At 73.3% G+C, this 26,220-nt stretch carries 23 protein-coding genes; 10 read left to right on the top strand and 13 right to left on the bottom strand.

Annotation, left to right across the window (positions count from 1 at the left end; genetic code table 11):
• Positions 1 to 248: 248 nt before the first annotated feature.
• Positions 249 to 1,316: a DUF6397 family protein gene (locus KK483_RS34645; RefSeq protein ID WP_262009178.1), complete on the top strand. Its 1,068-nt coding sequence runs from the start codon at positions 249 to 251 to the stop codon at positions 1,314 to 1,316.
• Between the two features lie 432 nt (positions 1,317 to 1,748).
• Here KK483_RS34645 and KK483_RS34650 read toward each other — a convergent pair whose 3' ends face one another.
• On the bottom strand, positions 1,749 to 2,303 hold the full coding sequence (locus KK483_RS34650) for a DUF4396 domain-containing protein (protein WP_262009179.1): 555 nt from the start codon (positions 2,301 to 2,303) through the stop codon (positions 1,749 to 1,751).
• A 342-nt stretch (positions 2,304 to 2,645) separates the two neighbouring features.
• Here KK483_RS34650 and KK483_RS34655 point away from each other — a divergent pair, with 342 nt between their 5' ends.
• Positions 2,646 to 4,193, top strand: a complete 1,548-nt coding sequence (locus tag KK483_RS34655) for an ATP-dependent DNA ligase (RefSeq protein ID WP_262009180.1) — start codon at positions 2,646 to 2,648, stop codon at positions 4,191 to 4,193.
• 226 nt (positions 4,194 to 4,419) lie between these two features.
• Here the strand turns inward: KK483_RS34655 and KK483_RS34660 are convergent, their stop codons facing one another.
• Both KK483_RS34660 and KK483_RS34665 read right to left on the bottom strand, forming a co-directional pair.
• A complete protein-coding gene (locus KK483_RS34660; RefSeq protein ID WP_262009181.1) occupies positions 4,420 to 4,875 on the bottom strand; it encodes a DUF3574 domain-containing protein in 456 nt (151 codons plus the stop codon).
• Between the two features lie 110 nt (positions 4,876 to 4,985).
• Positions 4,986 to 5,687, bottom strand: a complete 702-nt coding sequence (locus tag KK483_RS34665; protein WP_262009182.1) for a TetR/AcrR family transcriptional regulator — start codon at positions 5,685 to 5,687, stop codon at positions 4,986 to 4,988.
• A 178-nt stretch (positions 5,688 to 5,865) separates the two neighbouring features.
• On the opposite strand from KK483_RS34665, the gene KK483_RS34670 reads away from it, so the two are divergent.
• Positions 5,866 to 7,149, top strand: coding sequence for a saccharopine dehydrogenase family protein (locus tag KK483_RS34670; protein WP_262009183.1), 1,284 nt, complete (start codon positions 5,866 to 5,868; stop codon positions 7,147 to 7,149).
• 39 nt (positions 7,150 to 7,188) lie between these two features.
• Here KK483_RS34670 and KK483_RS34675 read toward each other — a convergent pair whose 3' ends face one another.
• The gene (locus tag KK483_RS34675; protein WP_262009184.1) at positions 7,189 to 8,070 is read right to left on the bottom strand and encodes a diacylglycerol kinase family protein; all 882 of its coding nucleotides are present in this window, start codon (positions 8,068 to 8,070) and stop codon (positions 7,189 to 7,191) included.
• A 28-nt stretch (positions 8,071 to 8,098) separates the two neighbouring features.
• Positions 8,099 to 9,697, bottom strand: coding sequence for an FAD-binding oxidoreductase (locus KK483_RS34680; RefSeq protein ID WP_262009185.1), 1,599 nt, complete (start codon positions 9,695 to 9,697; stop codon positions 8,099 to 8,101).
• 83 nt (positions 9,698 to 9,780) lie between these two features.
• On the opposite strand from KK483_RS34680, the gene KK483_RS34685 reads away from it, so the two are divergent.
• A complete protein-coding gene (locus KK483_RS34685) occupies positions 9,781 to 10,380 on the top strand; it encodes a TetR/AcrR family transcriptional regulator (protein WP_262009186.1) in 600 nt (199 codons plus the stop codon).
• A complete protein-coding gene (locus KK483_RS34690; RefSeq protein ID WP_262009187.1) occupies positions 10,377 to 11,939 on the top strand; it encodes a glycerol-3-phosphate dehydrogenase/oxidase in 1,563 nt (520 codons plus the stop codon). Before KK483_RS34685 ends, KK483_RS34690 begins: the two co-directional genes overlap by 4 nt.
• Positions 11,940 to 12,039: 100 nt before the next feature.
• On the opposite strand, the gene KK483_RS34695 is transcribed toward KK483_RS34690, so the two are convergent.
• Positions 12,040 to 12,615 carry a lamin tail domain-containing protein gene (locus KK483_RS34695; RefSeq protein ID WP_262009188.1) on the bottom strand — a complete coding sequence of 192 codons (576 nt, stop codon included), beginning with the start codon at positions 12,613 to 12,615 and terminating at the stop codon, positions 12,040 to 12,042.
• Between the two features lie 623 nt (positions 12,616 to 13,238).
• On the opposite strand from KK483_RS34695, the gene KK483_RS34700 reads away from it, so the two are divergent.
• Positions 13,239 to 14,636: an FAD-binding oxidoreductase gene (locus KK483_RS34700; protein ID WP_262009189.1), complete on the top strand. Its 1,398-nt coding sequence runs from the start codon at positions 13,239 to 13,241 to the stop codon at positions 14,634 to 14,636.
• Between the two features lie 12 nt (positions 14,637 to 14,648).
• Here KK483_RS34700 and KK483_RS35395 read toward each other — a convergent pair whose 3' ends face one another.
• The 3 genes from KK483_RS35395 to KK483_RS34715 form a co-directional block, all read right to left on the bottom strand.
• A complete protein-coding gene (locus tag KK483_RS35395) occupies positions 14,649 to 14,825 on the bottom strand; it encodes a hypothetical protein (RefSeq protein ID WP_313879521.1) in 177 nt (58 codons plus the stop codon).
• A gap of 186 nt (positions 14,826 to 15,011) precedes the next feature.
• Positions 15,012 to 17,153 (bottom strand): neutral/alkaline ceramidase, encoded by a 2,142-nt coding sequence (locus KK483_RS34710; RefSeq protein WP_399015847.1) that lies wholly within the window; start codon positions 17,151 to 17,153, stop codon positions 15,012 to 15,014.
• 225 nt (positions 17,154 to 17,378) lie between these two features.
• Positions 17,379 to 17,915, bottom strand: a complete 537-nt coding sequence (locus tag KK483_RS34715) for a transglycosylase SLT domain-containing protein (RefSeq protein ID WP_262009190.1) — start codon at positions 17,913 to 17,915, stop codon at positions 17,379 to 17,381.
• Positions 17,916 to 18,359: 444 nt separating this feature from the next.
• Between KK483_RS34715 and KK483_RS35600 the strand changes: the two genes are divergently transcribed.
• Positions 18,360 to 18,788, top strand: coding sequence for a hypothetical protein (locus KK483_RS35600; protein ID WP_399015850.1), 429 nt, complete (start codon positions 18,360 to 18,362; stop codon positions 18,786 to 18,788).
• Here the strand turns inward: KK483_RS35600 and KK483_RS34725 are convergent.
• Entirely contained in the window at positions 18,715 to 19,518 is an 804-nt protein-coding gene (locus tag KK483_RS34725; protein WP_262009191.1) for a uracil-DNA glycosylase, read from the bottom strand. The genes KK483_RS35600 and KK483_RS34725 overlap by 74 nt on opposite strands.
• Before the next feature lie 167 nt (positions 19,519 to 19,685).
• Here KK483_RS34725 and KK483_RS34730 point away from each other — a divergent pair, with 167 nt between their 5' ends.
• Complete coding sequence (locus KK483_RS34730) at positions 19,686 to 19,937, top strand: DUF5133 domain-containing protein (protein WP_262009192.1); 252 nt, start codon at positions 19,686 to 19,688, stop codon at positions 19,935 to 19,937.
• Between the two features lie 37 nt (positions 19,938 to 19,974).
• On the opposite strand, the gene KK483_RS34735 is transcribed toward KK483_RS34730, so the two are convergent.
• Complete coding sequence (locus KK483_RS34735) at positions 19,975 to 21,135, bottom strand: PP2C family protein-serine/threonine phosphatase (RefSeq protein ID WP_262009193.1); 1,161 nt, start codon at positions 21,133 to 21,135, stop codon at positions 19,975 to 19,977.
• Between the two features lie 208 nt (positions 21,136 to 21,343).
• On the opposite strand from KK483_RS34735, the gene KK483_RS34740 reads away from it, so the two are divergent.
• Both KK483_RS34740 and KK483_RS34745 read left to right on the top strand, forming a co-directional pair.
• A complete protein-coding gene (locus KK483_RS34740; protein WP_262009817.1) occupies positions 21,344 to 22,090 on the top strand; it encodes a VOC family protein in 747 nt (248 codons plus the stop codon).
• Positions 22,091 to 22,357: 267 nt separating this feature from the next.
• On the top strand, positions 22,358 to 24,064 hold the full coding sequence (locus KK483_RS34745; protein ID WP_262009194.1) for a penicillin-binding transpeptidase domain-containing protein: 1,707 nt from the start codon (positions 22,358 to 22,360) through the stop codon (positions 24,062 to 24,064).
• Positions 24,065 to 24,075: 11 nt separating this feature from the next.
• On the opposite strand, the gene KK483_RS34750 is transcribed toward KK483_RS34745, so the two are convergent.
• Together KK483_RS34750 and KK483_RS34755 are read right to left on the bottom strand one after the other, a co-directional pair.
• A complete protein-coding gene (locus KK483_RS34750; protein ID WP_262009195.1) occupies positions 24,076 to 24,900 on the bottom strand; it encodes a class I SAM-dependent methyltransferase in 825 nt (274 codons plus the stop codon).
• The gene (locus tag KK483_RS34755; protein WP_262009196.1) at positions 24,897 to 26,195 is read right to left on the bottom strand and encodes an MFS transporter; all 1,299 of its coding nucleotides are present in this window, start codon (positions 26,193 to 26,195) and stop codon (positions 24,897 to 24,899) included. Before KK483_RS34755 ends, KK483_RS34750 begins: the two co-directional genes overlap by 4 nt.
• Positions 26,196 to 26,220 lie beyond the last annotated feature (25 nt).

Below are 26,220 nucleotides of genomic sequence, written 5' to 3' on the forward strand. Positions count from 1 at the left end.
CGGCCGGGCCGCCTTCCCGCCGCCGGAGCGCCTGCCCATTGGCTGCCCATGGCCTGTCCAGCCGGTGTTACTCGCGGGGAAACAAGAGCCCATGGTGAAGCAGGAGGAGGCTGCGCGGAAGGTGTTTCCGTGGGTAAGTGCGGTGGATACAAGGGGTCGTTGAGGGTTATCCACAGACCTGACGGAGCGTCGCTCCGTGCGGCTACTCTCGTCACTGAGAGTATGCGCCTGAGACGGGGGAGAGTGGCATGACCGACACCGATGAGACGACCGGCACGAGCTCCGGCCTGCCCGAGACCATGGCTTTCGGGCGCGCCGCGACGGCGCTGGAGCTGAAGGGCGGCGAGCTCGACCTCGCCGTGCAGCTCGGCCACGTCCGTGCGATGCAGGGGAAGCCCCCGGGCAGGGCCAGGGTGTCCCGCGAGGAGATCGACCGGCTGCGGGGGGCCGAGGGGTTCCCCGAAGCGCTGCGCGAGCGTGTGCGCACGGTGGGCACCGCCGAGGGTGCCCGGCTCATCTCGACCACACCCGGCCGTTTCACAAGACTGGCGCGCACGGGCCATGTCATTCCCGTGCGGTTCTACCTGAACCGCTATCGCGCGGTGGTCTGGCTCTATCTCGCCCCGGACCTGGAGGAGTTCGCGGCACGCAACCCGGACCTGCTCGACGGGCGGCTCCCCGCGCCGCTGCGCGCCCGACTCGACGACGGCGAGGACTGGCGCGCCCGTAACTGGCGGGGCCGCCGCCTCGGCGTCCTGCTGCGCCGCTGCGACGACCCCTGGGAGCGCACGGCCGCGATCGCGTCGCTGCTCGACCCCGTCCTGGTGGCCGAGACGGTCGGCGATCCGTACGAGCGGGCGCATCTCGAGCGGCTGCGGCCCGAACCGCCCTATGCGCGCACGGAGTCACCTGCGGTCCGCGAGGCGACGGACCGTCTCCTGCGCGCCGACGACCCGGACGAGATCCAGTGGCACCGGATGCACCTGGGCCACTCACTGGAAGAGGCCCGCGCCTCGACCCCTGCCCCGCGCCCGGACATGCCCCGGCCGAGGCCGCCCCGCCTCGGCGTCCCCGCTTCCCGGGCCCTCGGCGGCACCGTCCCCGACCTTCGTCCGGGGTCCGCGGCCGTGAGCTCCGGCGCCGAAGGGGCACCCGCCGTCCCGTTGCCCCCACGGGGCCCTGACCTGCGCCTCCCCGCCCCGCCAGGGCGTGACAGCGGCGCCCCAGGCCGGCACCGGGCACCGACCCGGCGGCTGCCCAGGAGACTCCTCGCACGGCTGCGCCTGCGCAAACCGTCGACCGCGCCGCCCGGCTGAGGCGCAAATCCGCCTCCCCTGCGGAAGCGGATCGAGCAGGGGCGGATGCGTGCCGGGTTGGCGTGCGTTCTGGGTTCCCGAGGATGCCGCCCCTGTCCGCTGGCGCAGGTCGAACGGCTTGCCGGTGGTGCCGGGTCAGGATCGGTCGGGCTTGGCGAGACACATGCAGCCGGTCGGCCACCTCGCCGACGCTGCCGCCCGGGGTGGCCTGGGCGGCGGTGAACCGGGGGGCATGCGGATCCAGTTGACGCGGACGCGGCCGCGGCGGCCGTGGTGCTGACGGTTGCGGCTGCCCTGTCGGTGTTCAAGCCGCGCGGCATGACCCGCTACGGGCGGCGCCGACGCCGCGAGCGGCCGCTTCCCGCCGCGCTGTGACATGCGCCTGAGGCCGGCCTCGGCGGGGCTCCCGGCCGCGCGGCGGCGCTCGGGAGATCAGTGGTGGACATGGACGGCAGCGTGGCCCTTGCCTCGACCGATCATCCACTTGTTGACCGGCGTGGTCACGAAGAACGCCACGACGAAGCCGCCCAGCAGCGCGCCCCAGAACAGCGCCTCGTCCAGGTGGGCGTCCATCGCTCCCGGGGTCAGGGCGATGATGCCGTTGTCGACCAGTTCCATCACCGCAATGGAAACGGTGTCGGCCGCCAGCGCCACCTTGATCGCACTCTTGAGGCCAAGACCGGCCCGGCGTACGGCGAACAGCGTGAACGAGTAGCCGAAGACGAAGGCCAGCCCTATCGCCAGCGCCATGGTGGGGACATTGCCCCACAGCAGGGCGGTGCCGATCGCCATGCCGAGGATCTCGCCGATGGCGCACCCGGTCAGGCAGTGCAGGGTTGCTTTCGCCGCCGCACTCCAGGACGCCCTCGGATGGCCGCCGTGACCTTGACGGCCCGTATGCCCCTCGTGCGCGGCGTGCTCGTGCGCGGTGCCGGTGCCGGTGCCGGTGCCGGTGCCGGTGCCGGTGTGGTGAGCGGTGTGGTCCATGACTCTCATCCCCATTCCCGTCCAGTGTGGTCCGTTCCTGGCCTCCCACACCACAGTCACATACCTCCCAGGGGTATTTCGCCAGCGGTGGTCCGCTGCTGTGACCGGCCCGTGGAGCACCGGCCCGTGGAGCACCGGCCTGTGGAGCACCGGCCCAGGGCGGGACCGGTCCAGGGCTCCCAGGGCGGGACCGGCCCGCTCGACAAAGAAGGGCGGCGACGTCCGTCGCAGCGCCTGCGCCTCGGCCCGGTCGACGGCGTGACCCCGCCGGCGCCGCCGCCTCGGCCGAGCCCGCCCCCGCCAGCGTGTGCGGCGTGCGCGAAGGACGGGCACGATGACGGCATGCTGCTGGCCCGCCTCGCGGACGTGTCACGGAAGGTCGCCGCCGAGCCGTCCCGTACCCGCAAGATCGCGGCTCTTGCGTCGCTGTTCGCGGACGCCGGTCCGCAGGAGGCCGCGCTCGTCATCTCCTACCTCGCGGGACGGCTCCCGCAGGGGCGCCTGGGCGTCGGCTGGAGCGTCCTCAAGGAGCAGCCTCCGCCGGCCGGTGAACCGAGCCTGACCGTCACCGGGACCGACACCGTCCTCACCGCCCTGGCCCGGGTCGCCGGGGCCGGAGCCCAAGCCGAGCGCAAACGCCTGGTCGGGGAGCTGATGGGCGCGGCGACCGGGCCCGAGCAGGAGTTCCTCTTCCGGCTGCTCACGGGCGAGGTGCGTCAGGGCGCCCTGGACGCCGTGGCGCTGGAGGCCGTCGCCCGGGCCGCGGGAACTCCGGCCGCCGAGGTGCGGCGCGCCGTCATGCTCGACGGCTCGCTGGCCCGCGTCGCCGAAGCCCTGCTCGCCGAAGGCCCGGACGTCCTCACCGCCTTCCGGCTGCGGGTGGGCAGGCCGGTGCAGCCGATGCTCGCCCACACCGCCGCGTCCGTCGCCGACGCCGTCCGGGCGCTGGGCGCCTGCTGCGTCGAGGAGAAGCTGGACGGCGTCCGCATCCAGGTCCACCGCCGCGGCGACGACGTCCGCGTCCACACGCGCTCCCTTGACGACATCACCGCACGGCTGCCCGACGTCATTACCTCCGTGCGGGAGCTGCCCGGCGACCGGTTCATCCTGGACGGCGAAGTGATCGCGCTCGACGCGGCCGGCCGGCCGCTGCCCTTCCAGGACATCGCCTCCCGCGTCGGGTCCCGGACCGATGTGGCAGCGGCGACCGCCGCCGTGCCCCTCTCGCCGGTCTTCTTCGACATCCTCGCCGCCGACGGCGAGGATCTGCTCGACCTCGCCGGCCGCGAGCGGTACGCGGCCCTGGCCGCGCTGGTCCCCGAGCCCATGCGGGTGCGCCGCGTCGTCGTGCAGGACCCGGGATCCGATGCCCAACTCCGCGCCGCCGAGGACTTCCTCACCGCCACGCTCGACCGCGGCCACGAAGGCGTCATGGTCAAGGCCCTGGACGCGCCCTACGTCGCGGGCAGCCGCGGCCGCTCATGGCTCAAGGTGAAGCCCGTCCACACTCTCGACCTCGTCGTGCTCGCCGTCGAATGGGGCCACGGCCGCCGTACCGGCCTGCTCTCCAACCTCCATCTGGGCGCCCGCGCCGCCGACGGCACCTTCGTCATGCTGGGCAAGACCTTCAAGGGGCTCACGGACGCGATGCTGCGCTGGCAGACCGACCGGCTGCGCGAACTGGCCGTCTCCGACGACGGATTCGTCGTACGCGTACGTCCGGAGCTGGTCGTCGAGATCGCCTACGACGGTCTTCAGCGCTCCCCGCGCTACCCGGCGGGCGTGGCGCTGCGCTTCGCGCGCGTCATCCGCCACCGCCCGGACAAGACCGCGACCGAAGCGGACACGATCGACCGCGTCCTCGCCGCGGCACGCGGCGACACCGGCTGAAAGCGGAGAAACCGCCCGCAAGGGGAAAGCCCCGGCCGGTCGGGGGAGGCCGGCCGGGGCGGCTCTGTGGCGACTGCATGGGCAGTCGGTGGGACCGCCGGCACTCCAGCGGCGGTCGCGCTCTATATGAACGATAAACCATCTCGGAGTGCGCCCCCGACCACGCCGGCTCGCCTCCCCGCTACCCCCCCGCAGCGCGTGCCGACGCCGGGTACCCCGTGCCCGTTCAGAAGTCCGCCTGCACCCTCTCGTCGACACGGGCGACCGACTCCTGCCCGAAGAGCTTCCGGTAGGACGCACGGATCTCCTCGATGCTCCCGTCCCGGCTGCCGCTCCCACCCGCCGGATACAGCAGGATCAGCTCGTACGACCGCTCGCGCTCGATGGTCCCGGTGGCATCCCGCCACTGCCCCTGCCCGTCCTGCACCGTCAGCCCGTCCGGGAACGCGGGCGTCACATGGCGGTCGATGAACGCGCTGAACTCCCGTGGGGTGACCGCCGCTCCGCCGTCGGGCCGCTCGGTGCCGAAGAACAACCGCGTCTGCACATACGCCTGACCGCGCGCCGCGGCGACGGACGGCTCACGGTCCAGCGCCGCATAGGCGACAGGCGTCCCCGCGGCGAGGGCCGCGACGGCGGTGGCGGCGACGGCGAGACGGGTCCGCGACAGCGTGATCGGCACGGCGGGGCTCCCTGCGGGACGGCGGATGAGGGCTGTGCGATCACTCTGGCAGCGCCGATGCGGCCGGTCCCGAGACCGGCGGGGCCTCCGGGAAGTTCCCCCCGATCGGGTCACCCGGATGCGAGCTGCGCCGCCGCACTCGCGATCAGCATGTCGAGGGCCCGCGGATAGGCGCTGATGTTCATCTCCGCGATCAGATGGCGGGCCGCGGAGGCGATGTGCGGATGCGTCGCCGCGGGCAGCCGGGCGTAGGCCGCCTGCCATACGGCCTCGTCCGCCCGGCGGGCCGCATCCGGCAGCGCCAGAGCCGCGGCGTCCAGCGCGGCGAAGGCCAGGGTCTGGTCGATGAAACAGTGGTAGACGCGCACGGTGTCGGGCGGGGGGAACCCCGCGCCGTGCAGCACGCCGAGGATGCACTCGTCCGCGGCGATCTCGTGCGCCCGCCCGGAGACCCTGCTCGCCGTGAGCACCGCGGCCTGCGGGTGGGCCAGATACGCGGCGTGGATCCGCAGGCCCAGCTCGCGCAGGTCCGCCCGCCAGTCGGTGCTCGCCGTCCAGTCCTCCAGCGCGCGGCCGATGAGCTCGTCGCCCACGGCGAGCGTCAGCTCGTCCATGTCGCGGAAGTACCGGTAGAGGGCGCTGGGGTCGGCGCCCAACGCCGTCCCGAGCCGCCGCGCCGTCAGTCCGGCGCTGCCGTGCTCCCGCAGCATGCGCAGGGCCGTCTCCACGATCAGCTGCTCGGAGAGCACCACACCCCCCTTCGTTGCGCGGCGCCGTCGCCGCTCGGACTCCGGCACGACCTTCTTCGGCATGTCTGCGCGTCTCCCCATCCTTATGCCAACACCATTGACCGTAACAGCGGCCACCGCCTTTCATCGAGGCCCGGGCTGGGGCACTGGCCAGTGCGAAGTCGTTGCGCGGTCTGGGCCCGTGGAAACGAAGCCGAGGGAAGAAGACCCGGCGGAAGAAGCGGAAGAAGAGGACCTAGCTATGCGTGTACTGCTGATCGGCGCCGGCGGAGTGGGCACGGCCATCACCCGGATCGCCGCCCGCCGGGGCTTCTTCGAGCGGATGGTGGTCGCCGACTACGACGCGTCGCGCGCCGCCGCGGCCGTCGCCGCGCTGGCCATGGAGGGCGCGCCGGCCACGGAGGGCGCGCCGGCCACCAACGGCGGCGCGGGGGACCGCCGGCGGCCGGAGGACCGGTTCGCCGCGGCCCGCATCGACGCGTCGGACGAGGCCGCCGTCGCCGAACTCCTCGCACGCGAGCGCTGCGACGTCCTGCTCAACGCCACCGATCCGCGCTTCGTGATGCCGCTCTTCCGCGCGGCCCACGCCGCCGGCGCCCACTACCTGGACATGGCGATGTCCCTGTCCCGGCCGCACCCGGACCGGCCGTACGAGGAGTGCGGCATCAAGCTGGGCGACGAGCAGTTCGCCCTCGCCGCCGACTGGGAGAAGGCGGACCGGCTCGCCCTTGTCGGCGTCGGGGTGGAGCCCGGCCTGTCCGATGTCTTCGCCCGTTACGCCGCCGACGAACTCTTCGACACCATCGAGGAGATCGGCGTCCGCGACGGCGCGAACCTCACCGTCGAGGGCTACGACTTCGCGCCGTCGTTCAGCATCTGGACCACGATCGAGGAGTGCCTCAACCCGCCGGTCGTCTTCGAGAAGGACCGCGGCTGGTTCACGACGCCGCCGTTCAGCGAGGCAGAGGTCTTCGACTTCCCGGAGGGCATCGGCCCGGTCGAATGCGTCAACGTCGAGCACGAGGAGGTCCTGCTCATCCCGCGCTGGGTGGACGCCGAGCGTGTCACCTTCAAGTACGGGCTCGGCGCCGACTTCATCAACACCCTCCAGGTCCTCCACCAGGTGGGCCTGGACCGGACCGACCCCGTCACGGTGCCCGGCGCCGGCGGCCCCGTCGAGGTCTCGCCCCGCGACGTCGTCGCCGCCTGCCTCCCCGACCCGGCCGCGCTCGGCGACCGGATGCGCGGCAAGACCTGCGCGGGCACCTGGGTGAAGGGCACCAGGAACGGCCGCCCGCGCGAGGTCTACCTCTACCACGTGGTCGACAACGAGTGGTCCATGCGGGAGTACGGCTCCCAGGCCGTCGTCTGGCAGACCGCCGTCAACCCCGTCGTCGCCCTCGAACTGATCGCGACCGGTGCATGGGCGGGGAAGGGCGTGCTCGGGCCGGAGGCATTCGACCCCCGGCCCTTCCTCGCACTCCTCACCGAGTACGGCTCGCCGTGGGGCATGCGCGAGGACTGAACCGGGCCGACCCCCGTGCGCCCGCGCCGGCCGGGTCGCTCAGCAGAGCACGTTGAGCGCGCCCGGCTGCACCCGTACGGTCACCGGCAGCACGGCGTCGACCTCGCCGTCCGCGCCGTACGGGACGGGGCGGTCGGCCTCGATGCGGATCTCCTTGCCCCGCAGCACCTCCACCTCGGGGCGCTTGAGGTGCTCGCCCGTCTTGAGCTCGTTCATCACCGCGAAGAACAGCCGCTTCGGCGCGTGGCGGATCACGACCACGTCCAGCACACCGTCGTCGACGCTGGCGCCGGGGGCGACCTGCCGGCCGAAGCCGTAGAAGCCGGAGTTGGCCGCCACCACCGTGTAACCGCTGCGTTCGTGGAGCACCCCGTCCACGGTGATGCGGTAGTGCGCGGGCCGCCAGGTCACCACGGCCCGCAGCCCGCCCGCGTAGTACGAGGCCGCGCCGCGCAGCAGCCGGGAGGTGTTGGCGTACCGGTTGGCCACCGCGTCGACCCCCGCGTACACGCTGCCCAGCACCGACACCCCGGCGTGCACGGCGGAGTCGACCCGGATGGTGTCGACCGGCCGGGGCGAGCCGTTCAGCAGCAGCCCGGCCAGGGCCGGTGCGTCGGCGGGCAGTCCCAGCGCCCGGGCGAAGTCGTTGCCCCGGCCGGCGGGGACGAGGCCGAAGACCGTGTCCGTGCCGCTGAGCGCGCCGCCGACGCAGCCGGCTATCCCGTCACCGCCGACGGCGAGCACGATCCGCCCCTGCTCGCCCGCGTGCCGCGCCACCTCCGCGGCGTGTTCGAGGCTGCGGCTGTACTGCGTGTCGAGCCCGGCCCCCGCCTCCCTCAGCAGACGGGCCAGCGGAAGCAGGGCCGCCGTACCGCTCGAGCCCCCTGCGGTGGGGTTGACGACCGCGGTGAACTGTCGCATTGATATGCCTCCGGAAGGCAGGGGCCGGTCAGCGGACGGGGATGAGCACGCCGGGGTTGAGGATCCCGGCCGGGTCGATCTCGGCCTTGACGGCCTGCAGGACACGGACACCGATCGGCCCGGTCTCCTGGACGAACCAGTCCCGGTGGTCGGTCCCGACGCCGTGATGATGGCTGATGGTGCCGCCGGCCGCCAGGATCGCGTCGTTCGCCGCCCGCTTCACCGGCGCCCAGTGGGCGACCGGGTCCTCGCCCTGCGCCGAGACCACGGTGAAGTACAGCGACGCCCCGTTCTCGTACACGTGCGAGATATGGCACATGACCAGGGGCGGGGTGCCCGCGTCGGTCAGTGACGCGGTGAGCGCCTCGCGCACGGCGTCGTACAGCGCCGGGAGCCCGGACCAGAACGCCGCGGTCTCCAGCGTCTCCGCGAACGCCCCCGCGTCCAGCAGCGCGTCACGCAGGTACGGGGCGTTGTAGCGGCCCTGCACCCAGCGCTCGCCCGGCTCCTCGCCGGCGAACTCGCCCCCGCAGGCCAGCAGTACCTCCCGGGCTCGGGCCCGCCGCTCCGCGGTCTCCTCGGCGGTGCCCTCGAACCCGGCGATCGCCATGCAGCCGGACGGCAGCGGGGCCTCGGAAGAACGGCCGATCGCGTCCGGCTGGGCCAGACCGATGAACGTCTCCGTCTCGTCCGACAGCCGCAGCACGGTCGGCCGCGGGCCGTCCTGGGCGAGCCTGCGCAGCGCCGCCGCCCCCGCCTCGAAGGAGGGGAAGCGCCAGCCCTCGTAGATCCGCTTCTCGGGCAGCGGCCTGATCCGCACGGTCACCGAGGTGATCACCCCCAGCGCGCCCTCCGAGCCGAGGACCAGCTGGCGCAGGTCCGGGCCGGCCGCCGAGCGGGGCGCGCGGCCGACGTCCAGGGTGCCCTCGGGCGTGGCGACGGTCAGCCCGAGCACCATCTCGTCGAACCGCCCGTAACCGGCCGACGCCTGCCCGCTGGAGCGGGCCGCGGCGAAACCGCCGATCGAGGCCCACTCGTACGACTGCGGGAAGTGGCCCAGGGTGAAACCGCGTTCGTTGAGCAGCGCCTCTGCCTGCGGTGCGCGCAGCCCGGGCTGGAGGGTGGCGGTGCGGGAGATGTCGTCGAGGCCGAGCAGGGCGTCCAGGCGGCGCAGGTCAAGGGCGACGAAGCCGCGCTTGCCCTCGGGTGCGAGGCCGCCCACGACGGAGGTCCCGCCGCCGAAGGGCACGACGGCCAGGCCGAGTTCGGCACAGACCCGCAGGACCGCAAGCACCTCGTCATGGGCTCCGGGGAGCACGACGGCGGCAGGGACGTCGTCGACCTCGCCGGCGCGGATGCGCAGCAGATCGGGGGTGGACTTGCCGCGCGTGTGCCGGACGCGGCTCTCCGCGTCGGTGCGCACGTGCGACGGTCCGCCCACGCAGTCCGCGAGGGCCCGGAGGGGCTCGCCGCCGAGCGGGGACGCGGGGACGGCGATCGCGTCGAGGGAGGCCGCGGCGGCCTCGCGCGGTGTGACGCCGAGCAGGTCGCGCAGCAGGCCGATCACCGTGTCGGGCAGCGGGGCCGCCTTGGCCGGGTCGCCCCAGCCGCTCCACAACATGTCCACTTGGGTTGTTCCTCACCGTCGGTTTCGCGGGCCTTCAGCCGGGCGCCGTGCCCAGGATCCACACTGCCATTACACTGTGACAGATGACGCCCATTCGTCACAACCACTCGGACACGGACGCCGTACTCGACGCGGCCCGCGACTGCGTCCTCGCCGTCGGCGTCCGCCGGACCACGCTGACCGACGTGTCCCGGCGCGCCGGCGTGTCCCGGATGACGCTCTACCGCCGCTGGCCCGACGTGCGCACCCTGGTCGGCGACCTCATGACCAGGGAATGGATCGGGCTCGCCGTCTCCGCCATGCCCGCCCCCGACCCCGCCGCCCCCACCCGGGCCAGGCTCGTCGGCGGACTCGTCACCGGAGTCGCCGCCTTCCGCGCCCACCCCCTCTTCCACAAGATCCTCGACGTCGACCCCGAACTCCTCCTGCCGTACGTCCTCGACCGGCGCGGCGCCAGCCAGGACGCGCTCCTCGGACTCATCACCGGCGCCCTGGCCGAGGGCCACGCCGACGGATCCGTCCGCGTCGCCCACCTCGACCTCCAGGCCCGCTCCCTGCTGCTCGTCGTGCAGTCCTTCACGCTCTCGCTGCGCACGATGACCGACGAGGCCGACCCCGAACTCACCGACGCCGCCTTCCTCGAAGAGCTGCGGACCCTCCTGGAGAGGACCCTCACGCCATGAGCAGCGCCACCTCCGCCGCCTCCCTGAACGCGGCACGCCGCACCCGGGAACTCGCCGGGCTCGCCGACGGCAGCCGGGTCGACGTCCTCGTCGTCGGCCTCGGCGCGACCGGCGCCGGAGCGGCCCTCGACGCCGCCACCCGCGGACTGACCGTCGCCGCCGTCGACGCCCACGACCTCGCCTTCGGCACCTCCCGCTGGAGCTCCAAACTCATCCACGGCGGACTGCGCTACCTCGCCTCCGGCCAGCTCGACGTCGCCCACGAGAGCGCCGTCGAGCGCGGCGTCCTCATGGAACGCACCGCACCCCACCTCGTAAGCGCCCAGCCCTTCGTCCTGCCGCTGACCCCGCTCGTCTCACGGGGCCAGGCCGCGCTCGCCCGCGCCGGATTCCGCGCGGGCGACCTGCTGCGCGCCGCCGCCCGCACCTCACGCACCACCCTGCCCGCCCCCCGCACCCTCAGCGCCGTGGAGACCCGCCACATGGCACCCGCGCTGCGCACCACCGGCCTGCGCGGCGGGCTGCTCTCCTGGGACGGCCGGCTCACCGACGACGCCCGCCTCGTCACCGCCATCGCCCGCACCGCCGCCGCCCACGGCGCGCGGATCCTCACCCGCACCCGCGCCCTCACCCTGACCGGCTCAGGCGCCAGGGTCCGCGACGAACTCACCGGCGAGGAAGTCGACATCAGGGCCCGCACCGTCATCAACGCCACCGGTGTGTGGGCCGGCGGCCTCGTCGACGACATCCGGCTGCGGCCCTCGCGCGGCACCCACCTCGTCCTGCGCTCCGAGGGCCTCGGCAGCCTCTCGGCCGGGCTGCACATCCCGATCCCGGGGGAGAGCAACCGGTTCGTGCTCGTCCTTCCGCAGGGCGACGGCCGGGTGTACGTGGGGCTGACCGACGAACCCGTCGACGGCGGCATCCCCGACGTCCCCGAGGTGCCCGAGACCGACATCGGCTTCCTCCTCGACGTCCTCGGCTCCGCGCTCGACGTGTCCGTCGGCCGCGCCGACGTCGTGGGCGCCTTCGCCGGGCTCCGCCCCCTCCTGGACACCTCCGGCACGGGAGACCCGGGCCGCACCGCGGACATCTCCCGCAAGCACGCGGTGCTGACCTCGTCCGACGGCGTCGTCACCGTCGTCGGCGGAAAGCTCACCACCTACCGGCGTATGGCCGAGGACGCCGTCGACGCGGCCGTCACCGTGCGGGCCCTCACCGCGGGCCCCTGCCGGACCACCGCCACCCCGCTCGTCGGCGCCGCCCGGCCCAGCACCCTCGCCGCCCTCGACGCACCCGCCCGCCTCGTCCGCCGCTACGGCACCGAGGCCCTGGACGTCCATGCCCTGGCCCTCGCCGACCCGGCCCTGGCCCGCCCCGTCGTCCCCGGCCACCCCGTCACCGGCGCCGAACTCCTGTGGGCCGTACGCCACGAGGGGGCCCTCGACGAGGCCGATCTTCTCGACAGGCGCACCCGCATCGGCCTGGTCCCGCACGACCGCGAGGCGGCGCGCGCGGCCGCGGCCGAAGCCCTCGCGGCCGTCGGCGAAGGCGCCTGAACGAGGCCCGGACGCGCGAGCGCGCCACGGCCGGGCGGGCCGTGGCGCGCAATGCGGTCAGGGGCGGCCGCGTCCCGCGGCGGGGACGCGGCCGGCCGGCTCAGCGGCGGTCGTCGCGGCGGTCCCGGCGGTCGCCGTCGTAGCCGCGGTCACTGTCCCGGCGGTCGCGGTCGAAGCCGCCGTCACGGTCCCGGCGGTCGCCGTCGAAGCCACGGTCACGGCCCCAGGAGTCCTCGTCGATGACACGGCCGCGGTCGTCCCGCAGCGTGGCCGTGTCGCGCCGGTCCCAGACCTGGTAGCCGCGGTCCTGGTAGACGTCGTGGCGGGTGTCACGGCCGTGCCCCGTGTGGACCCTGACGCTGGAACGGCCGTCCAGGCGGACGTTCCTGAAGCGGTAGCGGTTGCCGTCGCTGTCGGTGAGGGTCCAGCCCCGCAGGTCGACCGAGTGCCGGCCGGTGTTGCGCACCTCGACCCACTCGGCGTTGAGGCTGCGGTTGGAGCGGGCGTCGCGGCCGGGGCCGCTGTGCTGGACGCCGCTGACGACGACGCCGTGGCGGTCCCGGTCGTGACGGCCGTTTCCGTCGTGGGCGCCGGCCGGCAGAGCGGAGGCGGTGACGACGGCGCCGGCCGCCAGGGCGGTCGCGACGAGACGGCGAATGTGACGGGAAACAGGCATGAACTGCCCCTTCGCGTACGAGCACACGGGGCCCTGGCCAGGGCCGCAGGTGCGGTGATGATCCCGGCGGGTGCCGAGGGCCCTCACATTGCCGCCACGAGACGGACACAACTGGCGGAAACGGTCTGCGTTACGAAATACGGACATATCCGTAACGCTCGCCTGTAGGCAACATCCACCCCGCCGCGAACCCCGGCCGCCGGCCCCGCCGTGAACCCCCGCCGCGCAGCCCGGCCGGATAGGGGCGGCAGCCGGGAAGCGGGGCGCCACCGGGGCTTGTTGGCGGAACCCCAGGGCCCGAGTATTGCCCCACGCGAGGTGAGAACGCAGCGGACCGGGCGGCCGACCAGGCCGCCGAAGCGGACCACACCCACCGAAAGGCCACCCCCCATGGTCGACATCACTCCGGACGCCGTGCCGGCGCCGATCCCCGCCCCGGCACCCCCGCACGCCGCTCATGGTGGGGCTGGGGCACCGAGGACAAGGCCCTGCCCGACGCCGAATGCCGCGCGCTCGGCGCGCTCGTCCCCGGATCCGCGGCCGACCCGCTGCCCGTACCCGACATCGCCGCGCTCGCCCTGCCGAAGCCGCGCCTCGCGCCACCACCCGCACTCGCCCGCCTCATGTCCGACGCACCCGGAGACCGCGCCGCCCACACCTACGGCAAGGCATACCGGGACATCGTCCGCGCGCTGAACGGCGATCTCGCGGCAGCCCCCGACCAGGTCGCCTTCCCCCGCTCCGAGCAGGACGTCATCGACATCCTCGACTGGGCGGCCGGCGCGGACGCCGCCGTCGTCCCGTACGGAGCGGGCAGTTCGGTCGTCGGCGGTGTCGAGTACCGTGCCGGCCGGCACAACGCCGTGGTCTCACTCGACCTTTCGGGACTGGACCGGGTGCTGGAGACCGACCGCGTCAGCCGGGCGGCGCGGATCCAGGCCGGTGCCCTCGGCCCGGCCCTGGAGGCACAACTGCGGCCCCACGGCCTCACCTTGCGGCACTTCCCCCAGAGCTTCGAGTTCTCCACCCTCGGCGGCTGGCTGGCCACCCGCGCCGGCGGACACTACGCCACCCTCCACACCCACATCGACGACCTGGTGGAGTCCCTGCGTGTCGTGACCCCGGTCGGTGTCAGCCAGTCGATGCGGCTGCCGGGCTCCGGGGCCGGACCCTCGCCCGACCGGCTGTTCCTCGGCTCCGAGGGCACCCTCGGAGTGATCACCGAGGCATGGATGCGGCTCCAGGACCGCCCCCGCCACAAGGCGTCGGCCACCGTCCGGTTCGACGACTTCCGCACCGCGACCGACGCGGTGCGCGCCATCGCCCAGTCCGGCCTGAACCCCGCCAACTGCCGGCTGCTCGACCCCGGCGAGGCCGCCGTCTCCGGCGTGGCCCACGACGGTACGAGCATTCTCGTACTCGGTGTCGAATCGGCCCACGCCCCTGTCGACGACCGCCTCGCCGAACTCGTCGCCCTCGCCCGCGACCACGGCGGCACCCCCGCGCCCTCCTCACCGGGCGCCGCCGACTCCGCCGCCGGCACCTGGCGTTCGGCGTTCCTGCGCATGCCGTACGTACGCGACGCGCTCACCCGGATGAGCGTGATCAGCGAGACCTTCGAGACGGCCTGCACCTGGGACCGGGTCCCCGGGCTGTACGAGACCGTGCGCCAGGAGCTGGGAGCCGTCGTGGAGAAGGTGACCGGCTCCACCGGACTGATCAACTGCCGCTTCACCCATGTGTATCCGGACGGCGCCGCGCCCTACTTCACCGTGATCGCCCCGGGCAGGCGCGGCGACGAGGTCGCCATGTGGGACGAGATCAAGGCCGCCGCCATGCAGATCCTCGGTGACCACGGAGCAACGGTCACCCACCACCACGCCGTCGGCCGCGACCACCGCCCCGGCTACGACCGCCAGCGCCCGGCTCCGTTCGCCCTCGCCCTGCGCGCCGCGAAGGACGCGCTCGATCCCGCGGGCATCCTCAACCCCGGGGTGCTGCTCGACCCGCCCGGCGAGTGAGCGGCACCGGAGTCAGGCCGCCGCCTCCTTCCACAGCGCGGTGCCGTGCGCGTCGACCACCGCGCGCATGCGCGCCAGGGCGTGCCGCACGGCCGCCCCGGCGGGCAGCCAGTACGGAAGGCCCGCGCCGATCAGCGGGTCGGTGGCGAACAGTCCCAGCTCGCGGCCGAGTCTGCGGTGGTCGTGCATGGCGGTCTCCTCGCGGACGAGGGGCGAGCGACCGCAGCACGAAGCCCCGGGGCACTCGCCCCGGGGCTTCTGATCAGAACATCGCTCAGCGCGCCGGGACACTCTCCGGCGTCGTCGTCATCGCGGCGCGCTTCATGCCGGCCACCGTAGCAACGGCGCACCGCGCGCCGCACGGCAATTCGTGCCTCAGCGCACGGTGAACGCCGCCGACGTGCCCGTGAACGGTGTGATCGTCCCGAAGAGGTTCTTCGCGTCACCGAAGTGCACCACCCGGTACGTCCCCGGCGTGGTCTCCGGTCCGATCTCCCAGGTGATCGTGGCCTTCGACGTGCCGGTGAGACCGTTCGTACGCGTCCACCGGTACGTCGTCCGCCAGTCGCCGTCGTCGAGGACGCGCACCCACCGCCCGTCGACGAGCCGCTGCACCTCCAGGAAGGTCCCGCCCCGGCGGAGGTTGTTCTTGGGGTGCCCGGTCGCGAACTCGACCGTCGCCGTGTCACCGCGCGCGTACGACGCCGCCGGCCCGGCCAGGACCGAACCGAACGATCTGCCCAGCGGCGGGCTGTCGTACACGACCCCTGTCTGCAGCGTGAACTGCCGGCCCGACTCGTCCGGCGGCACGGGCCCCCGCCCGATGGCGGTGCCGTCCCGCAGCGAGGCCGCCACCTTGGCGAACTCCTGCTGGTACGCGGGCAGCGTGTACCGGCCGTAGAGCGTGGAGCCGCCCTCGTACTGCTGGGCGTCGTACTCCTCCGGCGTCGTCACGTACTGGCTGTAGGAGTTGGCGTACCCCTGGAGCAGGACGTGGTCGAGCGGGACCCCGAGCTGCTCGGCCACCGTGCGGCGGATCCGCAGGCCGGCGGTGATGGTGAACTCGCCCGGGCCCGCCACGAGATGGAGCTGTCCGATCCTGACGATCTGCAGCGGGAGGATCCGCGGAGTGACGGGGTGGAGGGCGCTCATCAGACCGGTGGGGATCAGGCTCGCCTTCGGGTACTGGCAGGCGGCGAGCCAGGACGGGGTCTCGGTGCGCAGCGCGTCGATGATGTGGGAGACCGGGTTGCGCATGCCTTCGGTGAAGCCGGGGACCGCGGGTCCGTCCTCCACACTGCCGGCGAGGGCCGACGCGCCGACGACGGCCGGACAGGTGCGGTGCTCCTTGCCGTCGGGCGTGTACGCCCCGCTCACGGCCACGTTCTCCATGTCCACGTGGACGAGCCGTGCGTCGACGCCGCCCGTGAGCGGGGCGGTGGCACTGCCGTGGATCTCACGGGCCTTGGCGAACTGGCGCTCCCCGATGATGCGGGTGTTCTCGAACTCGTCCTCGGTGGGCCCGGAGCCCGGCCTGAGGTTGAGGTTCGGGGACATGTCCCCGGCGTTGGTGTTCGGGAACGCGGCGACGAAGCCCGGTGCGTCGTCGAGGTAGCGCACGTCCTCGTGGTCGTGCTCCCAGGTGTACGCGGCGTAGCCCTTGTTGTCCGGGCTGATCAGCGTGTTCTTGTTGGTGACCGAGGTGTTGTGCGTGGCGAACCAGCTGATCGCACCGGTGTCCTCGCCGCCCTGGCGGAAGCGCAGCACGGTCATGGCCGGGTCGATCGCACCGGGGAACGCGGCCTTGTCCGCCGCGGGGTTGCGGTCGAAGGCGGTACGGGAGCGGTTCACGCTGGCGTCGGTGAGCGTGCCGGTGCCGAGGCTGATGGTGCCCGGCCTGAGGTCCTCGTGCGCCTTGACGACGGACTCGACGATGCCGTCGACGATCGCGCGGTAGGTGCCGTTCTGGAAGCCGAGCACGGAGAGGTTGTACGCCAGGTGGTGCGCGTATCCGCCGGGCCCGGAGTGCGTGTGGGTGGCGGACAGGAGGACGTTCTCGTCGCCGTACAGATCGCCGTAGCGCTCCCTGAGACGGGAGACGACGCCCTGCTGCACGGACTGGAAGATCATCGCGAGATCGGCGTTGACGTACACCACGCGCCGGCCGCTCGACCGGTCGACGACGACGAACGCACGGGAGCGCTGCCGCTGGTGGATGCCGGACGTCTTCTGGTCAAAGCTGGAGTAGCCCATCATGCCGGTCTCGGCGGCTTCCCCGGTCACATCGGCGATGCCGCGCCCGACGAGGTACCCGCCCTCGTCCTGGCTGTCCGAGCCGGCGGCGGGCGGGGAGACGGTGCGCGGGGAGACGGTGCGCGGGGAGACGGCGGGGCCGCGGGAGGCCGCGCCGGGGGAGGCCGAGGCGGACGACGGCAGGCCCGCTGCCGCGATCCCCAGGGCCGCGGCGAGCGTGACGAGCGGGAGTCTGCCGGGGAACGCGTGGCGGACGTGGGGCACGGAACCTCCTGTGGGGGCAGGGCCTGAGGCCCCCGGTTCCGGCCGGTGTCACCGGCCTGTGCGGCGGTCCCGGGGCGCGCGGTGCCCCGACGGTAGGGCCGCGCCGAGCACGCCGCAAGAGTTCTCTACCGGTGAGTAGGTAAAACCTGCGGACCGGATCTCCGGTCCCGCGGTCTCACCGCCGCCGTGCCGGTGCGCGGCACGGCGGCGACAACGACTGCCGCGTCAGTAGGCGGAGTTGACGTTGTCGATCGAGCCGTAGCGGTGCGCGGCGTAGTTGGCGGCGGCAGTGATGTTGGCGACCGGGTCGGTCAGCTCGTTCGCGGTGCCGGTGACGTGGTAGGCGTTGAAGGTCGGCTGGATGACCTGGAGCAGGCCCTTGGACGGCGTGCCCTTCTTCGCGTTCACGTCCCAGTTGTTCTGGGCCTGCGGGTTGCCGCCGGACTCGCGCATGATGTTGCGCTTCAGGCCGTCGTAGCTGCCGGGGATGCCCTTGGCCTTCATGATGGCCAGCGACTCCTTGATCCAGCCGTCGAGGTTGTTGGCGTGGGTCTTGCCGCCCTTGCCGGCCGGCTTGGCCTGGCTCGCCGCAATGCCCGAGGCGGAAGCGGTCGAGGGCTTCGCCTCGGCGGCCTGCGCGGGCGAGGAGACCATCGTCAGGGCAGCTGCCGCGGCACCGGTGGTCGCCAGGCCGGCGACGGAGAGGGTGCGGAGGCGGGCGATGCGGCGGGCGGTGGTCTGGGTGCGGGCGATGGTGCGCAAGGAATTCTCCAATGATGGACAACAGGGGCGGTCGGCGGGATGCGTTGTCCGGATCCATTCGGTCCGGAACGGGCTCCCCGGGACGTCAGCCATGGTTAGGGCTGACGGGCGTCGAGCGCAATGATGTGACGTACTACCGGATTACGGAGGAATGTCTGTTATGGGTAGTTGTGGGGCCACTTCGTACGGCGGTGTCCGCCCCGGCGCTACGAGGCCGCCTAGTATGTGACCTGCGCCGCATGGGCGGGCTCACACGCTCAGGGCATTTTCGACGGGAATTCCGGGACGGAATCAGCGGGAATCGGACGGCGCCGCGAGCATTGCGATCCCTCCCCGGCCGCCGGGCCGGGACTGTCGGACCCGGACGGTAGAAATGCGGGAGTCCCGAGGTCCAGGACGCCGCACGCGCCCCCAGGCCGTACGGCTGTACCCAAGAAGAGCCGCATGCCCGCCGCCCCGGGCAGCAGCCCCCGGCCCAGCCCGGCAGCCGACAGCCACCCCATGATCCAGATCCGCGACGCCCGCGAGAACAACCTCGCGGACGTCTCGCTCGATCTCCCCGAGCGCCGCCTCACGGTCCTCACCGGGGTCTCGGGATCCGGGAAGTCCTCACTCGTCTTCGGCACCAACGCCGCAGAGTCCCAGCACCACCACCAGGCCGTGATGGCCCACGCCGACCGGCTGATCGACCTGGGCCCGGGCGGCGCACACGACGGCGGCCGCGTGGTCTTCACCGGCGCCCCTGCCGACCTGGCCGCCGGCGGCGACACCCGCACGGCCCGCCACCTGCGCGAGTACGTCACGAGCCAGGGGGTGTCGCCTCCGCGAGGCCGCGGGCGAGGCGGAGCACGTCGACGAGCATGGCGGAGGTGAGCCGGCCGGTGAACGTGTTGTGCCGGCTCGGGTGGTAGCTGCCGAGGAGATGGAGCGACTGCCGGCGCGGTGCGGTGGCAGGCAGGACGACATGAGCACCGTGCCCGAAGGCGGGGCGGGGCCGCGGCGTCTGCCAGCCCGCCTCGCGCAGCGCGGGCAGCACCGCCTGCCACGCAAAGCCGCCCAGGGCGACCACGGCTCGCAGATGGGGGCCGAGCAGCCGCAGCTCCGCCGCCAGCCAGGGCCGGCAGGTGTCCCGCTCCCCGGGAGTGGGCCGGTTCTGCGGCGGCGCGCAGTGCACCGGCGCCGTGAGCCGTACGCCGTGCAGCGCGAGCCCGTCCCCGGCGTGCACGGACTCCGGCCGCGAGGCGAGGCCGACCTCGTACAGGGCGGCGGAGAGGAAGTCACCGGCCGCGTCCCCCGTGAACATGCGCCCCGTCCTGTTGCCCCCGTGAGCGGCGGGTGCGAGTCCGACCACCGCGACCACCGCGACCGCCGCGTCCGCCGGCCCGAAGCCGGCGACCGGCCTGCCCCAGTACTCCCAGTCACGGAACGCGGCCCGCTTGACCCGCGCGGTCTCCTCCCGCCAGGCCACCAGCCGCGGGCATGCCCGGCACCGGACCACCAGCCCGTCAAGCTCGTCCAGACCGGCGCACCGGGACGCGTGATGCGCCACGAACGCCGGCTCGTCGGCCGCCGGAGCCGCGCCCGCGCCGCCCGTACCGTCCATGCCTCCACGCTACTGAGCGCGACGGGCAACGCCGAATGGTTGATCGCCCAACAGGCGGGCCGGGCGGAGGGACCCAACAATGGTGTGGCGCGGCTGGCCCATTCGGGTGCCGCGCCGAGCATTGCCGTTGTCCGCTGTCGTGCCGACGCGCTTCAGGGGAGAGAGACATGCTGATGCCCAACCACTCCGAGGTGGCCGAGGTCCTGAGCAACTACCGGCGGCAGGAACGCCGGATGCTGCACGATCCGGCCGATCCCGAGATCACCGCATCATTCCGGGACACCGCCTACACCCTGTGCGTCCTCATGGACCGGCGCACCGCACTCGAAGCCGTCTGCCGCGCGGAGGACTACCTCCGGTACCTCCGTGACACGAGCGAACCGCAGATCCCCACGATCACAGCCGCCGCCACGGACTGAACCGCACCGACGAGCCGCGGCGGGTCCACGCCACGCCTCATCCGCCGATCGCGCACGGCCGCTCGCCGGCGCCGCCCCCGGAGACCCGCTCGATCGCCACCATCGCGGCGTCGTCCCCCAGGTGCCCGCCCGCGTGAGCGAGCAGGTCGTCGCAGAGGTGGCGCAGCAGCGCCCCGGGACTGCCGCCGGACCAGGCCCCGACACGCTCCGCCAGCGGATAGAAGACGCCGGCGGCGTCGCGGGCCTCCACGACCCCGTCCGTATGGAGCAGCACGATGTCACCGGCCTCGAAGACGAAGCACTCCACGGCGAATTCGCAGGCGACGAACTCGGTGAGCCCCAGCGGCGGCGCCGGCTGGCGCACCTCGAGGAAGGAGACCTGACCGCCGCGCCGCAGCAGCAGCGGCGGCGGATGCCCGCAATTGACCACGCGCAGAGCCGGCTCCTCGTCCGGGACGTCGAGCACCGCCGCGGTGACGAACGCCTCGCTGTGATCCACCGGGCCGTCCCCGGTGACGGCTGGATCGGACAGGTCCGAGGAGACCGTTCCCTCCATGAACTCCACCAGCACCGGCAGATCCACCTGCCGGTGCGCGGCGGCGCGGAAAGCACCGAGGACGAGCGCCGCGTCGCCGATCGCCTCGAAACCCTTGCCCCGCACATCCCCGATGATCAGCCGCGTGCCCTGGGCCGTCCGGGCCGCCGCGTACAGATCGCCGCCGATCCGCGCCTCCGCCTCGGCCGCCAGATACAGGGCGGCGACTCGCAGCGAGCCGATCCGGTCCGGCAGCGGCCGCAGCACCACCTCCTGCGCCGCCCGCGCCACCGAACGCAGCCGGCTCAGCTCCTTCTCGTGCCGCTCCCGCAGATGTGCGAAGAAGGTCACGATCATCGAGATCAGGATCAGCGAGATGATCTGGAAAGTGTGGTTCAGGTCGAGCACGCTCGTGCGCAACGCCGCGACGGCCGTCTGGGCCAGCACCGCCGCCGCACCGACCAGGGCCGTCGTCCGGGGACCGGCGAAGGACGCGGTCACCGCCGGAGCGGCGACCAGGAACGGGCCCAGGTGGACCTCCGGCGGCGCCACGACGTCCACCACCGTCACGACCGCGATCAGCCCGAGCGGCACCACCAGCAACGCGTGGCCGGATTCCTCCCACGACCAGCGGCCGGCCCCCCTGAGCCGTCCAGAACCCATGACCCCTGGATACACCGCACGGGCGCCCCGCGCCGTCCCGGGCCGCCGTCCCCGACCGCACACCGGCAGTCACTGTCCGCAGTCGGCGGCCCGCGCCCGGGAGGTAGTCTGAGAGGGCTCGAGCCGAATGGGTGTGCGCGGCGGAGAGGTGGCGGTCGTGTCGACCTCAAGTCATGCGGTGTCCGGCGCTCCCTGCTGGGTCAGTCTGATGGCCCGCGACCTGCAAGCCGCACAGGACTTCTACGGCAGGGTGTTCGGATGGGAGTTCCGGCCCACCCGTCTGGGGGAGGAGTTCTCCGTCGCCCTCCTCGACGGCATCCCGGTCGCCGGCATCGGTGCCCTCGCCCGCAGCCTGGCGGTACCGGTCGCCTGGACCCCGTACTTCGCCGTCGACGACGCCGATGTCACCGCGGCCCGCATCCGCGAACGCAGCGCAACCGTCGCCGTGGGCCCCATCACCTTCGGTACCGGGCGCGGCGCCCTCGCCGCCGACCGCGACGGAGCGGTGTTCGGCATCTGGCAGGGCCTGACCATCCCCGACTGGTGCGTCGGCCGCGACAAGGCACCCGCCTGGCTGGAGCTGCGCACCAGGGACGCCTTCGACGCGGCCATCTTCTACGCCGAGGTCCTCGACTGGGCATGCGAACGCCCCGACTGCTGCCAGGTGACGTACGAACACGACCGCATCGTTCTCCGCCACGGCGGGGACGCCCTCGCCCAGATCACCGGCGGCGCGGTGGAAGCCGCCCCCGACCCGCAGATCCGCCCGCGCTGGCACGTCCACTTCTACGTACCCGACATCGACTACGCCGTCCGCGCCGCCACCAAACTCGGCGGCAGCGCGGTCACGGCGGCCGGGTCCGCGGACACCACCACGGTGACGCTGCGCGACCCCGACGGCGGACTCTTCACGGTCGCAGCGCGTCCCCCGGGCGATCCGGCGCCAGCGCACTGAACCAGGCGCCATCGCACTGAACCACCGGCGTCCCACCGGCGCCCTACCGCCGCCCCCGCGGCGTCCCACCGGCTGCCCCGCGCGGGTGGGGGCCCTCCGCACGACATGCGTGGCGGCAGCGGGCACGTCAGGCTGTTCTTCCCGGGTCCGAATACGCACATCCGGCACCATCCCGGTCGGGTCCGGCGGGCCGTGGATCCTGCGTGCCCGGCAGCTGAACCGTTCGTCTAGGGTGAGTTCGGCATCGGGCAGCAGCGGAGGAAGTTCGTGGGGAAGACAGGGCGCGCCGCAGACAGGAAAGCGCACCCCGCGCTGATCGGCGGAGCGGTCGCGGTGGCCGTGGGCGGTGCGGCATTCGCCGCGTACGGCCTGTACGGCGGCGGCTCGGAAGAAGGCCGGCTGTCGGCGGCGGGGACGAAGCCGAAGGCCGCGCTTCCGGCGGGCCCCGTGACAGCGGCCGAAGTACGCACCACCGCCGGGCGGTTCCTCGCGGCATGGCAGCGGGGCGACGCCGAGGAGGCCGCCTCGTACACCGACGACCCGAGCGCGGCACATACCGCGCTCGGCGCCTACCGCAAGGACGCGCACATCAGCGAGGCGACGCTGACCTCGGGCGCGGCATCCGGTGCGAAGCTGAGCTTCCGCGTGTCGGCCACCGTCTCGTACGGGGACGACAGCAAGCCCTTCGCCTACGACTCCCAGCTCACGGTCGTGCGTCGCGCGGCGGACGGCGAGCCGGTCGTCCAGTGGCGGCCGTCCGTCGCGCACCCGGAGTTGAAGGAGGGCGACCGGCTCGTCACGGGCGAGGCGGAGGACCCGGCGGTCAAGGCGGTGGACCGCGACGGCGCGGAGCTCACCGCGAAGGAGTACCCCTCGCTCGGGCCGGTCCTGGATGGGCTGCGCGAGAAGTACGGCGAGAAGGCCGGCGGCACGGCAGGCATCGAGCTGCGTGTGGTGCGCAAGGACGGCGGAAAGACCTCCGAGGCCAAGACCCCCGAGGCCAAGTCCTCCGACGAGAAGGCCGCCGACAAGACGCTGCTGACCCTCTCCGAGGGCCGGCCAGGCACGGTGCGGACCACGCTCAGCGCGAAGCTGCAGGCCGCAGCGGAGGCGGAGGTCGCCGGGCGCGAGCGGGCGTCGGTGGCGGTCGTCAAGCCGTCGACCGGTGAGATCCTGGCCGCCGCCAACTCCGACCCCGGCGTCGACACGGCGCTCCAGGGCTCTCTGGCGCCCGGCTCCACGATGAAGATCGTGACGGCCTCGATGCTGCTGGACAAGAAGATCGTCGAATCGATCGACCAGCCGCACCCGTGTCCCAAGTACGCCTCGTACGGCGGCTGGAAGTTCCAGAACGTGGACGAGTTCGAGATCAAGAACGGCAGCTTCCGCACGAGCTTCACGGCCTCCTGCAACACCGCCTTCATCAGCCAGGCGACGAAGCTGAACGACGACGACCTGACGAAGCAGGCCCAGCAGGTCTTCGGCCTCGGGCTCGGGAACTGGTCGATCGGGGTGCCCAGCTTCGACGGCTCGGTGCCGGTGCAGAGCAAGGCGTCGATGGCGGCGTCGCTCATCGGGCAGGGCATGGTGCGGATGAACCCGCTCAACGTCGCGTCCGTCATCTCCACGGCCAAGACCGGCGTCTTCAAACAGCCCTACCTCGTCCGACCCGACGTCGACCACCGGGCGCTCGCCACGGCCCCGCGCACCATGTCCCCCTCCACGCAGGAGCAGTTGCACGAACTGCTGCACTCCACCGCGACCTCGGGCTCCGCCGCGGAGGCCATGGCCGGGCTCGGCCCGGACATCGGCGGCAAGACCGGCTCCGCGGAGGTCGACGGCCAGTCCGAGCCCAACGGCTGGTTCGCCGCATGGCGCGGCGACCTCGCCGCTGCCGCAGTGGTCCAGCAGGGCGGCCGCGGCGGCAAATCGGCGGGCCCTCTGGTGGCGTCCCTCCTGAAGTCCGCCGGCTGAGCCCGCCTGCCTCAGCGACGGCGCCGCTGCCCCCATGCCATGAGCATGCCCGGCCCGAGTTCGGCGAGTCGGGGCGAGGCCAGGTAGGCCAGGGACTCATCGAGCACCGCGGCGTCCACCCGGCCCGTCGCCTCCAGCGCGGGCCGCATCCGCTCCCAGGTCTGCGACCAGAAGCGGGCCAGAGGGCTGCCCGCCACCAGCGGGGGGCAGTACAGCTCCGCGGCGACGTCCGCCAGACCCTCCTCCCGCAAGAAGTGCGGGTACGCCGGCACGGAGGAGATGTCGGTGCCGATCGTCGTCCGCAGCACCTCCCACATGGCGTCCATGGTCCGCCGGTAGGCGGAGGAGGTGTCCAGGGCGTCGGGCAGTTCCACCGCGTCGCCGAGCAGCAGCCGTCCGCCGGGCTTCAGCCAGCCCGCCAGCTGTGAGACGGTACGGCGCCGCTCGGGCAGGTGCATGAGGACGAACCGTGCGTGGATCAGGTCGAACGTGCCCGGGGCCAGGCTCTCGTCCGTGAGGTCGGCGGTGACCACCCGCAGCCGCGGGTGGGCCAGGTGGGCCAGCGCGCCGGTGTCCCGGTCCAGGGCGACCACTTCCGAGACACCTGCCTCCTCCAGCAGCCAGCGGGCCACCGTGCCGGTGCCGGCCCCCACCTCCAGACAGCGCAGGCCCGGCCCGGCGCCCAGGGCCCGCAACCGACGGGTGGTGACAGGGTCGTAGGCCGCCGCGCCGGCGTCGATCCGCTCGGCCTCGCGCGCATGCTCGGGCTGGAACAGGTCCTTCCCGTACCGGCCGTCGCCGGCAGCGGGTGCACTGCGGGGGGACGAGCCCTTCACGGCCGCACCTCCTTCCCTCCGGGCTGCTTCCCCCCGGGCTCCTTCCCCCTGGACTCCTTCTCCCCGGGCTGCTTCCCCCTGGACGCCTTGTCCCCGGGCTGCTTCCCGCGGTTCAGGGCCGGCCGGCCACGGGCGACCAGGCACGCCGACACGGCCACGGCGGCGCAGACGTACAGCAGCTCCGGATAGCCGAGGGCGTCCACGATCTGCCCTCCCACAGCGCCGGCCAGGGACAGGCCCACGAACAGCGCGCTGTTGTTCCACGACAGCATCGCCGTCGCCCGCTCGGGGAACAGGTCGACCAGGTGGCGCTGCTGGGCGGGAAAGAAGGCGTAACCGGCCAGCGCGAAGAGCCCCAGCGCGCAGGCGAGGGCCCAGGTGACCGGGTACAGAAGCGCCACGGCCACCTCCAGCACGGCCGTCAGGGCCAGCGCGGTCCTGGTGACCCGCACGGCCCCCGTCCGGTCGGCGAACCTTCCGCCCACCTGCCCACCGATGACCGCGCCCACGCCGTAGACCACCAGCAGCCACGCCACGTCGCCCGCCCTGCCGTCGGAGTGCAGCGCCACGGCCAGGAAGGTGTACAGGCCATACACGGAAAGGGCCCACAGAGCGGTGACCGCGACGGCGCACACCACGACGCCCGCACCGGTCCGACCGGCCCGCTCCGGCGCCTGGGACGGGGCCGCGGCCGCCGGGACCGGCCGGGCGCGCCAGACGAACGCGTGGGGGAACGCCAGCAGGAACGTGCCCGCGGCCAGGATGACGAAGGCCGCCTGCCATCCCACGTGCCGCCCCAGCAGCGCCCCCGCCGGGGCGCCCACCCACAGGGCTGTCAGCAGGCCCGATCCCACGACCGCCAGCACCTGGGCCCGGGCCTGGGGCCGGACACGGGTGCTGACCAGGGCGTAGACGGTGGGCCCCGTGGCGGCGGCCGCGACACCGGCCACCACGCGGGTCACGAGAAGCAGGCCGTAGCCCGGCGCCAGAGCGGTGCCGATGTTGGCCAGCGAGAACAGCACCAGCGCCCCCACCAGGACGGTGGCGCGGTCCCAGCGGTCGGAGAGCCAGCCGGCGAAGGGCGACGCCACCACGTACGCGATCGAGAAGGCCGTGATCAACAGGCCGGTACTGGTCGTGGAGACGCCGAGAGACGCGGCGATGGCGGGGAGCAACGGCGCCACCACGAAGAGGTCGGTTCCCACCAGGAACTGGGTCAGCCAGGCCAGGACGATGGGTCCGGCGGAGAGGCCGGGTGCCGTCTCGACGGCCGGCTTGCCGCGCGCCGAGTCCATGATCTGACGCTAGAGGCTGCACAGA

Source organism: Streptomyces sp. FIT100 (genome assembly GCF_024584805.1).
GTDB lineage: Bacteria > Actinomycetota > Actinomycetes > Streptomycetales > Streptomycetaceae > Streptomyces.